This is a genomic window from Streptomyces sp. NPDC026522, assembly GCF_055567555.1.
In genome coordinates, this window is the sequence record NZ_JBVHQF010000001.1 from 535,223 (window position 1) to 547,829 (window position 12,607).

16 protein-coding genes are annotated in these 12,607 nt (G+C 72.5%); 2 read left to right on the forward strand and 14 right to left on the reverse strand.

Annotated elements, in window-relative coordinates:
* Positions 1-5: 5 nt before the first annotated feature.
* Positions 6-767 carry a metallophosphoesterase gene (locus ACZ4M3_RS02420; protein WP_467730110.1) on the forward strand — a complete coding sequence of 254 codons (762 nt, stop codon included), beginning with the start codon at positions 6-8 and terminating at the stop codon, positions 765-767.
* Here the strand turns inward: ACZ4M3_RS02420 and ACZ4M3_RS02425 are convergent.
* From ACZ4M3_RS02425 to ACZ4M3_RS02455, 7 genes are all read right to left on the reverse strand, one after another.
* Positions 740-1,066, reverse strand: coding sequence for a DUF2087 domain-containing protein (locus tag ACZ4M3_RS02425; protein ID WP_467729397.1), 327 nt, complete (start codon positions 1,064-1,066; stop codon positions 740-742). The genes ACZ4M3_RS02420 and ACZ4M3_RS02425 overlap by 28 nt on opposite strands.
* A 154-nt stretch (positions 1,067-1,220) precedes the next feature.
* Positions 1,221-1,871, reverse strand: a complete 651-nt coding sequence (locus tag ACZ4M3_RS02430; protein ID WP_467729398.1) for a hypothetical protein — start codon at positions 1,869-1,871, stop codon at positions 1,221-1,223.
* The gene (locus ACZ4M3_RS02435) at positions 1,868-2,374 is read right to left on the reverse strand and encodes a DUF6114 domain-containing protein (protein WP_467729400.1); all 507 of its coding nucleotides are present in this window, start codon (positions 2,372-2,374) and stop codon (positions 1,868-1,870) included. The genes ACZ4M3_RS02430 and ACZ4M3_RS02435 overlap by 4 nt, the downstream gene beginning before the upstream one ends.
* Positions 2,365-3,027 (reverse strand): DUF6230 family protein, encoded by a 663-nt coding sequence (locus ACZ4M3_RS02440; RefSeq protein WP_467729402.1) that lies wholly within the window; start codon positions 3,025-3,027, stop codon positions 2,365-2,367. The genes ACZ4M3_RS02435 and ACZ4M3_RS02440 overlap by 10 nt, the downstream gene beginning before the upstream one ends.
* 108 nt (positions 3,028-3,135) lie before the next feature.
* Positions 3,136-3,936, reverse strand: coding sequence for a MerR family transcriptional regulator (locus tag ACZ4M3_RS02445; RefSeq protein WP_467729404.1), 801 nt, complete (start codon positions 3,934-3,936; stop codon positions 3,136-3,138).
* Positions 3,937-3,975: 39 nt separating this feature from the next.
* A complete protein-coding gene (locus tag ACZ4M3_RS02450) occupies positions 3,976-5,196 on the reverse strand; it encodes a methyltransferase (RefSeq protein WP_467729406.1) in 1,221 nt (406 codons plus the stop codon).
* Positions 5,197-5,279: 83 nt separating this feature from the next.
* Positions 5,280-5,669 carry a tetratricopeptide repeat protein gene (locus tag ACZ4M3_RS02455; protein ID WP_467729408.1) on the reverse strand — a complete coding sequence of 130 codons (390 nt, stop codon included), beginning with the start codon at positions 5,667-5,669 and terminating at the stop codon, positions 5,280-5,282.
* Between the two features lie 107 nt (positions 5,670-5,776).
* On the opposite strand from ACZ4M3_RS02455, the gene ACZ4M3_RS02460 reads away from it, so the two are divergent.
* Positions 5,777-6,742, forward strand: coding sequence for a pirin family protein (locus tag ACZ4M3_RS02460; protein ID WP_467729410.1), 966 nt, complete (start codon positions 5,777-5,779; stop codon positions 6,740-6,742).
* Between the two features lie 154 nt (positions 6,743-6,896).
* Here ACZ4M3_RS02460 and ACZ4M3_RS02465 read toward each other — a convergent pair whose 3' ends face one another.
* The 7 genes from ACZ4M3_RS02465 to ACZ4M3_RS02495 form a co-directional block, all read right to left on the reverse strand.
* Positions 6,897-7,223 carry a DUF1048 domain-containing protein gene (locus ACZ4M3_RS02465; protein ID WP_467729412.1) on the reverse strand — a complete coding sequence of 109 codons (327 nt, stop codon included), beginning with the start codon at positions 7,221-7,223 and terminating at the stop codon, positions 6,897-6,899.
* Position 7,224: 1 nt separating this feature from the next.
* Positions 7,225-7,581, reverse strand: a complete 357-nt coding sequence (locus ACZ4M3_RS02470) for a DUF1048 domain-containing protein (RefSeq protein ID WP_467729414.1) — start codon at positions 7,579-7,581, stop codon at positions 7,225-7,227.
* Positions 7,578-7,904, reverse strand: coding sequence for a PadR family transcriptional regulator (locus tag ACZ4M3_RS02475; RefSeq protein WP_467729415.1), 327 nt, complete (start codon positions 7,902-7,904; stop codon positions 7,578-7,580). Before ACZ4M3_RS02475 ends, ACZ4M3_RS02470 begins: the two co-directional genes overlap by 4 nt.
* A gap of 188 nt (positions 7,905-8,092) precedes the next feature.
* On the reverse strand, positions 8,093-8,596 hold the full coding sequence (locus ACZ4M3_RS02480; protein ID WP_467729416.1) for an NUDIX domain-containing protein: 504 nt from the start codon (positions 8,594-8,596) through the stop codon (positions 8,093-8,095).
* Positions 8,593-8,736, reverse strand: a complete 144-nt coding sequence (locus tag ACZ4M3_RS02485; protein WP_467729418.1) for a hypothetical protein — start codon at positions 8,734-8,736, stop codon at positions 8,593-8,595. Before ACZ4M3_RS02485 ends, ACZ4M3_RS02480 begins: the two co-directional genes overlap by 4 nt.
* Before the next feature lie 46 nt (positions 8,737-8,782).
* A complete protein-coding gene (locus ACZ4M3_RS02490; RefSeq protein WP_467729419.1) occupies positions 8,783-10,165 on the reverse strand; it encodes an NUDIX domain-containing protein in 1,383 nt (460 codons plus the stop codon).
* 67 nt (positions 10,166-10,232) lie between these two features.
* A complete protein-coding gene (locus ACZ4M3_RS02495; RefSeq protein ID WP_467729421.1) occupies positions 10,233-12,242 on the reverse strand; it encodes an ATP-binding cassette domain-containing protein in 2,010 nt (669 codons plus the stop codon).
* Between the last annotated feature and the right edge of the window lie 365 nt (positions 12,243-12,607).

A 12,607-nucleotide genomic window follows, 5' to 3' on the forward strand; every position in this document is an offset into this window, starting at 1 on the left:
CCGTGATAGTGATCGCCCACCTCAGCGATGTCCACTTCGACGGCGACGCGCGGGCCGCCGACCGCGCCCGCCTCGTGATGGAGTACCTCGACGGCCTGCCGTTCGACCTCGACGCGGTGCTCGTGAGCGGTGACATCGCCGATCACGGCGCCCCCGCGGAGTACGACGAGGCCCGCAAGGTGCTGCGCTCGCGCCACCCGGTGGTGATCTGCCCCGGCAACCACGACGAGCGGGCCGCCTTCCGGCAGGGCCTGCTGGGGGAGCCGGAGCCGACCGCGGAGCCGGTGGACCAAGTGGTGCGGGGGGAGGGCTTCGTACTCGCCGTGTGCGACTCCTCCGTGCCCGGCGAACACCAGGGCTTCCTGGCGGAGCCGACGCTGGAGTGGCTGGACGGCGTACTGGCCGGCACCCCGCGCGAGGTGCCGGTCCTGGTCGCCTTCCACCACCCGCCCGTCACCCTGCACATCCCGTACGTGGACGGCATCCGGCAGTTCGGGGAGGAGCGGCTCGCGGCGCTGGCCCAGCGGCACCCGCACCTCAAGGCGTTCCTCTGCGGCCACGCGCACACCGGGGCCGTCACGACGTTCGCGGGTCGGCCGCTGCTGGTGGCGCCGGGTGTGGTGTCCACGACGCGGCTCCCGTGGGAGGCGCAGAGCGGCCCCGACGAGCACGTCCACCTCGACGAGCCGCCGGTCGTCGCGTTCCACGTGCTGGGCGAGGACGGGCGGCTGACGACCCATTACCGGGTGGTCGTGGACCGCCGGTAGCTGCTGCCGTCGCGGGTACGGGTGAGGCGGCCCGAGGTGACCAGGTACCGCCGCAGTGCCGAGTAGTCCTCGTGCACGGTGCGCAGCGCGTCGTTCACCTCGGGCTCGGTGTACTCCCGCCCGGGGGCGAAGAGGGTTTCGGCGAGGTGGGCGAGCAACTGCTCGCGCCGGGCCGCCTTGCGCGGAACGGCGGTGAGGCGGCCGTGCGAGAAGAGGTCGTCGACGCCTCGCGGGGGGCGCGGTTCGGCGCCGCGGTCCTGGGGGTCGGTGTCCGGTGACGTCAGGGGGCTCTGTGACATGCCGTGCAGCTTCGCCAGGGCGGCGGGGGTCGCGCAACGCATTTACCGGCGCGGGCGGTTCGCGCGGGCCGGCTGACGTGCGGGCGGCCCGCCGGTCCCGGACGTCCTCCGAGACCGGCGGGCCGCTGGGGTTCGGCCGCTGGGGTTCGGCGGCTCAGGGCGCGACGGTGATCTGCTGCGCGGGGTCGGTGGTGTCGGCGACCAGGTAGACGGCGTTGAAGGTGGACGACGTGGCGCTCGTCGGGCAGCCGAACCCGCCGGTGACCGTGACCGGCACCGAGGCGTTGGTGAAGGTCAGGCTGGACGGGGCGCCGTTGGCCCAGGTGCCGGCGACGTTCGCCGGGCCGGTCGGGGCGGCCGTGACCGTACAGGTGGCCAGGCCGGTGGTGTGGACGACCAGACCGCCCGTCGGCACCGTCATGGTCGCCGTGACGGGCGAGCCGTTCTGTATGGACACCGACCAGGCCCCGCTGGTGGTGACGGTCGGGGTCACGCCGGGCATGCTCGACGTGCAGGAGCTGTACGTCGGGGCGGAGATGGGCGAGGAGACCGGTCCGGCCGCGTTGTGGTTGCCGGGGGCGGCCGGCACCTTACCGGTGGAGACGGAGACCGTGCAGGTCACGGTGACCGATCCGGCCTTGAGGGTGGCCTTGCCGCTGAGCGTGGCCTTGAAGGCGTGCCCGGCCGGGGTGACGGTGGTCGACCCGGCCAGCGGTAACGGCGCGGCGGTCGCGGAGGCGGAGGCCACCGTCAGGGCCGCGGCGGCGGCCATCCCGAGGGCGAGCGCGGTGCGCGTACGGCTCATGGCTGTACTCCTTGGGAATCGTGGTGCGGGGTGGGGGAGCGGGTGGGGTCCGCTGCCGCGTCCCGGAGGGGGATGGGGTCCCGGGAAGCGGTGGGGTCCGCGGCCTCGGTGGCGTCCGGGGCGCGCGGGGCGGCGTACGGGGCTGCGTCCGGCTGCCAGGCGAAGATCAGGCCGCCGCCGAGGATGCCGAGCAGGGTGCCGATCAGGAAGCCGCCGAGGTTCGACAGCACCAGGGCGGCGGTGGCGATCAGGGTGGTGAGGACGCCGGCGAGGGTGCGCTGCTGGGGGGCGAACCACGCCGTGAGCCCGAGGACGATCATGACGATCCCCATCAGGACGGACGGGATGCCCGCCACCCCCTGCTGGAGCATGATCTTCAACGGTGCCAGCGGCAGGACGCAGATCCAGGCGCCGGCCGCGACGGCGGCCAGGCCGCCCCAGAAGGGTCTGCCGCGCCGCCAGCGCCGCCACCGCCAAGGCGGCCGGCGACGGCTCAGAAGCATTCCTTCTTCCCCTTGCTGATGTTCATGCTCAGCCCGGAGAGTTTGAAGGTGCCCGCGTTGGTGGCCCAGGCGGTCTGGTGCAGGTCGGAGATGGCGACCGTGTCGGCCTGTTGGGCGAACAGGTCCTGCATGCCCACCGCCTCCGCCGGCCCCTTGTCGAGAGTGGAGGCGTCGCGGCCGATCTCGATGTTGCTGAACACCGCGTCGCCGGAGAGCTGGGTGGCGTCGACGAACAGGTTGCTGGCCTCGACGGGGTCCTTCCCGCCCGCGGTGAGGTTGAGCGAGATGTCGCCGATGAGCGGGAGGGTGGTCACCACCGACTGGCAGAGGCTGTGGAGCTTGGCCTCCTTGATGGCGGTCACGGCCACGGGTATGAGGTCCTGGCGGGCGTTGACGTCGACGCTGCCGTACTGGGCGAAGCCCTCGCCCTCCAGGCTCTTCGCCGACACCTTGAACTGCTGTCCGGAGACGGCGAAGGAGGCGGCGAGCGCGCCCTGGGCGAGGGCGATCCCGAGGCCGGCGGTCACGGCCACGGCGGGCACGGTCAGCAGGGCGAACCGGCGCCAGCGGACCCGTCCGGTGCCCCTTCGGCCGTCCTCGACGGCGGTGTCCTCGGTGCCGGGTGGTTCGGGGGGGTTCGGTGAGCTTGCCATGAGATCGTCCCTGTATCTCGGCTGTGCACCTTTGTTACCGACGAGTTGAATGTAAGAGTGCCAATGGAGGTTGGCAAGGTTGCTCGAACGTACCTTTTCGGCCGAGTCCTACTGCCCCGTACGCCGCTCCACGGCCTGCGTACGCAGCAGTTCCGCGACCTCCGCCTCGACCCGCCGGGCCATCGCGCGGGCGAACTCCGCGGCCACGACCTCGCCCGCCACCGGCCGCAGCGCCGCGGCCGCCGCGGAGATGTGATCCAGCTGGGTGGCCGAAAGCCGCTCCGCCCCGTCCGTGCTGACGAGCCCGTCCGGACCGATCACGTGCTGCCGGAACAGCCCCACGAACCGGTCGGCGAGCGCGGCCGCCTGGTCCTGTACGAAGTCACCCGCGTCCAGGATCTCCGCGAGCGGCACGCCCTGGCGCACCAGCGCCAGCGTCGCCTCCAGCAGCCGCCGGCTGCGGTGCGTGACCCGGTCGCCCTCGACCCGTACGTAACCCAGCTCCGCGGCCCGCCGGGTGTCCTCGGTGGTCGCCGCCGGGCCGAACAGGTCGCGCAGCTCGGCCGTGGTCATGGTGACCGGCTCCTCCTGCTCCCAGTCGCCGGTCATCGCCCGCTCCAGGCCCAGCAGTTGGGACAGGCCGCCGCCCTGCTCCCACGCGTTCAGCAGCTCGGCGATGCCGTTGACGGAGTAGCCGCGCCCCAGCAGATCGCTGATCAGCCGCAGCCGCGTCAGGTGGTCGTCGGAGTACCAGGCGACCCGGCCCTCCCGGCGCGGCGGGGGCAGCAGCCCGCGCTCCTGGTAGTAGCGCAGGTTGCGCACCTTGACGCCCGCCGCCCGCGCCACGTCCTCCCGGCGGTAGCGCCCGCTGCCGTCGCTCCGTCCGTCCTGTTCCCCCTGGCTGCCCACGCGGCCGAGTGTAGGACGTACCGGCAGGTCACATGGGCCCTACGGGCGCCGTTCCCGCTCCATCCGCTTGACCGCCCGCAGCACCACGAACTTGGGTTCGCTCGCGGTGACTTCGCTGTTGCCGAAGAGCCGCTTGAGATGGGTGTGGTAGCCCATGTGGCGGTTGGCGACCACCCACAGCTCGCCGCCCGGCCGCAGCACCTTCCGGGACTGGGCGAACATCCGCAGCGCGGTCGCGTCCGTGGTGGCCTGGTGGGAGTGGAACGGCGGATTGCACAGGACGAGGTCCACCGAGCCGGGATCCAGCATCGCGACGCCGTCGCCGACGAGGAAGTCGGCCCGGTCGCGGTCGTGGGTGACGTTGGCGCGGAAGGTGGCCTTCGCCGAGGCGATCGCCTGGTACGACTCGTCGGTGAAGACGACTTCCGCCCGGGGGTCGGCGACCGCGACGGCGGTGCCGACGACGCCGTTGCCGCAGCCCAGGTCCACGACGCGGGCGCCGTCGGTGTTGGTCGGGATGGACTGCAGGAAGAAGCGGGTCCCGACGTCGAGCCGGTCGGCGCAGAAGATGCCCGCGTGGTTGACCACGGTCAGTCCGGCGCCGGAGCCGCCGTCCGCGTCGACGGTGTAGGTCACCGGCCAGGGGTCGCCGGACGCGCCGTGGGCGCTCGCCGCGGGAGGCGCGGTCGCGGCGCCGGGCGTGCAGAAGATCAGCCGGGCCTTCTTCTCGGCGAGCGAGGTCTTCGTCGGTCCCAGGATCCGCTCGAAGAGGCGCAGCGTGGAGGTGTGGATCTCCTTGACCATGCCGGCGCCCACGACCACGCTGTCCGCGTGCAGCCGCGGCGCCAGCCGGTGCAGCTGGTCCTCCAGCAGCGCCAGGCTCTTGGGCACCCGGACCAGCAGGACGTCGATCCGCGCGGGCGGCTCGTCCTGCGTGGTCAGCAGGGTCACGGTGTCCTTGGCCGTGCCGATGCCGGCCCGGTCCAGGTTGGCCATGGTGGCCGAGCGGGTCAGGGAGGAGTCGGTGATCTGCGTCGGGTGGTGGGCGGCCAGGGCCGTCGTCAGCGCCCCCCACCGGTCGCCGAGCACGGTGATCTGCCGGCCGCTGCCGAGGTCCACCGGGCCGCGGTCCCCGGTCCCGGAGGCGAGGTGCTGCAGGAGGTACTCGTCGGCGGCGTCCCAGGCGCGCAGCCGGTCGCGCGGGTCCTGGGGGAAGCGGGTGAGCTCGTAGGAGCCGAAAGGCGTGGTCAGACGGTTCATATTGGCCCCAGGCTATCCGAGACGGCCGCCCGGCCCCGAACGGACGGGGCCGGGCGGCGGCCGCGGGGCGCGCGGCCGCCCCGCTACGCGGGCAGCTCGCCCGCCATGGCGGCGGCGATCCGCAGGTACGGGGCCGCCTCGGCGGCCCGGCCCTGGCGCTCCAGGGTGCGGCCGAGCATCAGCTGCGCGTAGTCCTCCACCGGCCAGCGCTCCAGGATGGCGCGCAGCTCCCGCTCGGCGCGAGCGAGCTGGGCGGAGTGGTAGTAGGCCCGGGCCAGCAGCAGCCGGGGCGCGAGCTGCTCCGGGACCTCGGCGGTCAGCATGGCCAGGACGCGGGCCGCGGTCGCGTACTCCTTCGCGTCGAAGAAGAGGCTGCCCCGCTCCCAGCGCTCGGCCGCCGTCCCGTGTCCGTAGTACGCCGCCTGCGCGTCGTACCCGGCGTCCTGGGTCTCGCGGGCCCGCTCGGCGTCCATGACCGTTCCTTCCGCCGTTCAGGTGGTGTGTTCCGTCGCTCCAACACGGCGGCACCCCCGCGCATTCCATGGAACGCTGCGGGCCCGGCGGTACTAAGTTGTGCGGTATGAGCAATCTCGATCGCCAGCCCGCTCTCGCCGTCTGCGGCGGCCGTGGTTTCGTCGTCGCCGAACCCGTACGCGAGCTCCTCAGCCCGCGCACCGTCAAGCTCGGGGAGTCCACCGAGGTCCGCCGGCTGCTGCCGAACCTGGGCCGCCGGATGGTGGGCGCCTGGTGCTTCGTGGACCACTACGGCCCCGACGGCATCGCCGACGAGCCGGGCATGCAGGTGGCGCCCCACCCGCACTCCGGTCTGCAGACCGTGAGCTGGCTGCACGAGGGGGAGGTCCTGCACCGCGACAGCGTGGGCAGCCTCGCGACGATCCGCCCGCGCGAGCTGGGCCTGATGACCTCGGGCCGCGGCATCAGCCACTCCGAGGAGAGCCCGCGCCCGCACGCCCGCCTCCTGCACGGCGCCCAGCTGTGGGTGGCGCTGCCGGACGCCCACCGCGACGTGGCCCCGCACTTCCAGCACCACGCGGACCTGCCCCGGGTCACGGCCCCGGGGCTGACCGCGACGGTCATCCTGGGCACCCTGGACGAGGCCACCTCGCCCGGCACCGCCTACACCCCCATCGTGGGCGCGGACCTCGCCCTCACGGCGGGCACCGAGACCCGGCTGCCGCTGGACCCGGACTTCGAGTACGCGGTCCTGTCGATGTCGGGCGAAACCCACGTCGACGGCGTCCCGCTGCTGCCGGGCTCGATGCTCTACCTCGGCTGCGGCCGCACGGAACTCCCCCTGCGCGCCGCCTCGGACGCGGGCGTGATGCTCCTGGGCGGCGAGCCGTTCGAGGAGGAGATCGTCATGTTCTGGAACTGGATCGGCCGGAGCAACGAGGAGATCGTCCAGGCCCGCCAGGACTGGATGAACGGCACCCGCTACGGCGAAGTGAAGGGCTACGACGGCCCCCCGATCCCCGCTCCGCAACTCCCGCCGGTCCCGCTGAAAGCACGTGGCCGGGTGCGCTGACCTGCGTGTGTCTCGTCCGGCTGGAGCGGTGAGGGGCGGGGAAGCGCTCGGACGGCCCGCTCACTTCGGGTCGCGGCTGAGCGTCGCATGGGCGTCGGCGGCGGACCGGTGCCGTCGTCAGTCGCAGTCGCCCCCCGGTGTGAGCCGGCGGACGTTACTTCTCGGCCGTGCCGAACTTCCCGCCGATGGACTCCTGATAGACGTCCGCGTAGGTGCGTGAGTCCTTGATCAGGTCGTCGCAGAACGCGGCGATGTCCGTGCCGATGAGTTCCACGACCCCCTTGCCCGAGGCCGCGCCCTCCTCGAAGAAGTCGACGATCCCGGGGAGCAGGGGCCCGTCGGGCAGGTCGACCGGTCCTACCTTGAACAGGTACCTCTGCATCTCCTTGTAGACGATCTGGTAGTCCGGCGGGAGTGCCTTGACCCGCGCCATGTGCGCCCGCCACTGCTTCTTGCCCTCGATGATGTCCTGGATGCCCACGTCAGCCTCCCAGCCGGCTCAATTTCCTGGCGACGTTCCTGTTCAACTGCTCGCGCCACCGGTCGCGATAGGTTCGGGCCCCTTCTCCACCGGCCAGCGCCGTGCAAAAGCCTCGGACGTCGTCGCCGAGTACCTCATGGACGCTCTGTCCGTCCGCCGCTGTCTCTTCGAGCAGGCCCAGGGTGGCGTCGAGGATGGGCATCAGGTTGCGGCCGGTGAAGTCCCCGTGGGGGAGGAGGCCGTCTTTGACCTGCTCCCATGCCGCCCGGTAGTCGTCCGGCAGGGCCGCGGCCCGGGCCTCGAACGCCTTCCATTCCCTGGTGAGATCGCTACCCGTGATCGTCTCCCAGAACTTCATCTCCCGCCCTCCTTGAGCTTGTCGATGCGTGATGAGACGTACTGCCATTTCGCCCAGAACTTCGCGAGTTCCTCGCGTCCGGCGTCGTTGAGCGCGTAGAACTTGCGCGGGGGGCCGACCCCCGACGGTCGTTTCGTCACCTGGACGAGACCGTTCCGCTCCAGCCGCAGGAGGATGGTGTAGACCGTCCCCTCGACGACGTCGGCGAAGCCCAGCTCGTTCAGCTGACGGGTGATGGCGTACCCGTAGGTTTCCTCACTGTCGATGATTTCGAGCACGCACCCTTCGAGCGTGCCCTTCAGCATCTCCGTCAGGTCGTCCATCGCGAGTCCTCCTCGGCACGATCGGTACTGCGTAGTACCGAGTACAGCTATACGGTATCACCGAGTAGTGGGGGATGCCAGGGATCGGCGAACAGGGGCCGGACCCTGCGATCCCGCCGCTGCCCGCTCGGCCGCGTACGACGACGGGCAGGCCCGGCCGCCTGCGGCAGCCGGGCCAGGGTGCTCCTTCAGGCCTCCCAGTCCCAGGTGTCGAAGTACGCCGGGAGCCCGGCGCGGCGGGCGGACATGACGGCCTCGAGCCGTGCGTGGTCCCGTCCCGGCATCAGGGCCCGCCACTCGGGCACCGTCAGGGCGCGCACCTGGTCGTGCTCGTCCGGGTCGAGCACGAGCGCGGCAAGCTGCCGGGCGGAGAGCCGGCCGCCGTCGAAGACGAAGCCGACCGTGGCCAGCGGCCAGTCCTTGCCCGGCAGCCCGAACACCGTGGCCAGCAGTTTCGGCGGTTCCGTCACGTGGAGTCCGGTCTCCTCACGGCATTCGCGTACGGCGGTCTCCCAGGGGCGCTCGCCCGGCTCGGCGACGCCGCCCGGCCACTGCCAGGGGTGGGCGCTGGAGTAGGTGGCGCGCAGTTGGACGGGCCGGTCGTCCTCGTCGGTGAAGAACACGGCTCCGAAGACCGTGGCCTTCGGCAGGGTCGCGGCGAACTCCGCCGGAGGGAGCCACTTCTTGCTCACGGTGCGTTCCCCTCCGCGGGGTCGGCGGCTACCGCGTGGATCCGTACGGCGGGCCCCTCGGGGTACTTCGGGGCGGTGGCGAGTGCGCCAGTCGGGGAGTCGGCCAGGTAGGCCGGGGTGGCGCGGTGGGGTTCGGGCACGGTGTTTCCCTTCGCGAAGGGGCAGTTGGGGCTCATGGGATATGGGTTACGGGCGCCGTGTGGCGTGGAGCCGGCGCAGGGTGCGGTGGCCGCGTTCGGTCACCTCGGGGTCGTCGTGGCTGGTTCCGTAGGCGATGCCGGAGACGGCGTCGAAGGCGGCCTCGCAGTCCAGGCGGAGCTCCTCGGCCGGGGTGAGCGCTCTGCCGTAGCCGTCGAGGAACGCGGTGCGCAGGTACGGACGGCCGGTCCAGGTGTCGCTCAGCCGCACCAGGTCCCGCGTCACGGTCCCGTACTCGGACCGCTCGAAGTCGAACAGCTGCGGTTCGCCGCCGTCGCCGAGCAGGACGTTGCGGTATTGCAGGTCCCCGTGGGTGGGCACGAGCACGGGCTGCGGGAGACCCGCGCAAGCGAGGACCAGGGCGCGGACCAGGTCCTCGTCACCGTCGGCCAGGTACGGTCGAGCGCCTTCCAGATGGCGCTTGACCTTGTCGGCGGCCGTCGCGGACCGCGCGGGCCGCTCCGGCGCGCTGCGGTGGAGGGCGCGGACGAGACGGCCCAGGTCGTGCTGGACGCGCGCCTCGTCGGCGGCGTCGAGGACCATGCCGTGCAGCGGGCGCCCGGGCAGTGCGGTGACGACGACGGCCTGCGCCGCGGTGTCGGCCGCGACGAGGCGGGGAGCCCGCGGCCCGAGCGTCGGCACCCACGACCGGTACGCGGTGACTTCCCGGTCATGGAACTTCCGTCCGCGGTGCCGTTTCAGATACCAGGAGCCGCCCCCGGGTCCGGTGAGCTGCCACACCCGGCTGCCGGTGCGGATCCAGGAGACCTCCGTCGCGTCCGCGATCTGTCCGACGGCCTGCTGGGCGAACACGCGTAGCCGGTACGGCAGCTCCACCCCACCGGTTGGCGGGCCGGCCAGGAGGCGGGTGCGGTCGGGGCCGTCCGGGCCGTGTTCGACGGTGTCGCCCGGCTGTTGGAAGTGCACGGCGGCGGGCAGGCCGGCGCGGTAGGCGTCGAGCCCGGCCCGGCAGTACGCCACCATCGGCGCGGGGAGGGCGTCGAGCGGGTACCAGTCCATGCCGTCGCAGCGGTCCGGCTCCATGACCCGGGGCCGGCCGTTCCACCGGCGCACCTCGAAGAAGACACCGATGCGGGAGCGGGAGCCGGTGGGCGGGTGGTGGTGGACGGTGACCGCCGCGGTCACGTCCTCCGCCTGGATGAGTACGCCTGTTTCCTCCAGGGCCTCCCGGATCACGGCCTCGACCATGTCCTCGCCGGGGTCGAGGTGCCCGGACGGGAGGTGCCACAGGCCGGCGGCGTACACGGGGCCGGCCCGGCGGGACAACAGGACCTCGGGGCCGTCCTCGCCGTCGCGGCGCAGGACGAGGTGCACGTCGACCGGCACGGTGTGCCGGTCCCCGCCGCTCACCGCGATGCCCCGGGGCGGCGGTTTCCGCCGGGGCGGGCGCGGGCCGGGCCCTTGAACGCGGCCGTCCTCATGCGTGGTCCTCGGTGCGTACGGCGTCGTGGTCGCCGGTGGGCTGGGCCGGGACCGGGGCATCGAAGGCCGTGGCCTGGACCAGGTAGGCGTCGCGGAAGTCGCCGGTGCCCGTCGCCGCGTCCATCAGCTCCTCGAAGGTGCCCGACTCCGCGACCCGGCCGTTCTTGAGGACGTGGATGAGGTCGGCGTGGCGTACGGAGTGCAGGCGGTGGGTGATGAGCACGATGGTCTGGCCGGTGGTCGCGGCGAGCGCCCTGATCTGGTCGAAGACCCGCTGCTCCGCGACCGCGTCCAGGGCGCTGGTCGGCTCGTCCACGATCAGGATCTCGGCCTGCCGGTACTTGGCCCGCGCGATGCCGATGCGCTGCCACTGGCCGCCGGAGATCTGGTGCCCGCCGCGGTAGCCGCGCGCCAGCAGCGTGCCGAGCCCGCGCGGCAGGTCCGCGAGGACCCGGTCGGCCCCGGAGAACGCGGAAGCCGCCTCGACGGCGTCGTCGTCGATGGCCTGACCGGGCTGGCCGATGCCGACGTTCACCCGGTAGGTGAACGGCCAGTGGTAGAAGTCCTGCGACATCAGCGCGACCCGGGCGAACACCTGGTCACGGTCGGCGGCGCGGGCGTCGACGTCGTCCCACCAGATCGTCCCGCTGCCCTCGTCGGGCAGGTACAGGCCGGCCAGCAGCTTGACCAGCGTGGACTTCCCGGAGCCGTTCTCCCCCACCAGCGCGATGATCTTCCCGGTCGGGAAGGCCAGACTGACTTCGCGCAGGGTCGGCTCCGGCGTCGTGCCGCTGCTGCCGGGGTAGGTGAAGGTGACCTTCTCGAACCGGACCTCCCGCAGCCGTTCGGGAAGCGCCTGTCCGCCGCTGGGGATCGCCCTCGTCTTCGCCTCCCGGCACAGCCGCTCGAAGTCGGCGACGAACAGGCTCTCCTGGTGGAGCTCGGTGATCTGCAGCACGAGCGTGTCCAGGCTGGCTGCGCCACTTCGGATGGCGAGGACGGCCGTGCCCCCGACCGCGAGATCCATGGCGCCGCCCCACAGCAGCAGCCCGAGCGCTCCGTAGGTGAGGAGGGTGGCGAGGCCGCCGGCGCCGTCGGCGACGAGGCCGATGCGCGCGGCCCGGCGGGCCAGCCGGGTCTGCTCCCGTTCGCTGGTCTCGGCCATGGTCCGGAAGTGGCCCAGCAGGAACGGGCCGACGCTGTGGATGCGGACTTCTGCCGCAGCTTCCTTCTGGGTCAGCAACTGGCCGAGGAGGTGCCCGGCCCGGGCGTGCTGGACGAACGCGTGGAAGGAGATGTATTTCTGACGGGAAATCATCAGCGAACTCCAGGCGCTCGGCAGCGTCATCAGCACGAGCAACGGCAGCAGCACGGGGTGCAGGACGGTCAGCACGCCGGCCGCGGCGATCAGGGACACCGCCGCGTTCAGGGTGTTGGTGCAGTAGCGGATCATGCGCCGGGCGGAGTCCGCGCCGTACCGGGCCGCGTCCAGGAGCCGGTGGAACTCGTCGTCCTCGATCGCCGAGAGCTCCGTACGGTGCACCAGTGCCAGGTACTGCTCCGTGGCCACCCGCTGCACCTTCGGCTCCAGGGCGCCGGTGGCCGCCGTCGACGCCGAGCGCAGCAAGGACCCGGCGAACGCGGTGACGGCCACCGCCACGAGGGCGGGCACCGACTGGGTGAGGCGCTCGTCGGTGCTGCCGCCCGCGAGGACGTGACCGAGCACGCTGTTGACGGAGACCAGGCCGATCGCCTGGGCGATGCCGCGACCGGCCTCGGAGACCAGGACCACGCGCAGGGCGCGGGCGTCGGCCAGATGCGCGAGCCGCACGCCGGTCCCCACCAGGCGCGGCAGCTCCTTGGCCATCGTCCAGAGTCCGAGTTCGAGCCACGCCCCCTCGTGCTGGTCCCAGCCGATGTCGTAGGCGAGCTCGCCGCCGAACAGGAGCCGCTCGGACTCCGACACCCTCGCGGTGCCGGACCCGGCCGTCGAGTCCTCGTTCACGCCGCCCTCCCGGCAGCCGGTCGCGCCTGGCGGCCACAGGAGGAGCAGGCGTCAACACGGCGCCGGTCCGCCGGGCGCGGGCACGGGGCGGACTCGCGATGTTCGATTACGGAAGGGCCTTCGAGGCGGTTCGGCAGCGGGTTCACGGGATCCTCCGGATGGGCGCACTACTGGTACTGGTGCTCTAGGAACGGCTCCCGATCGGGCGAGTCACGGCCGAATCGGGGGCGGATGGTGAACGAACGTTCTGATCCGGCGTGTTGGGCTTGGCGTGCCTGCGCCGGTGGCGTTGAAACTCGCTCGAACAGGGTCCCGTCACCCCGGCGGGGGATTGCGGGCTTCGACGCGGCCGCCGGGAGCGGGCG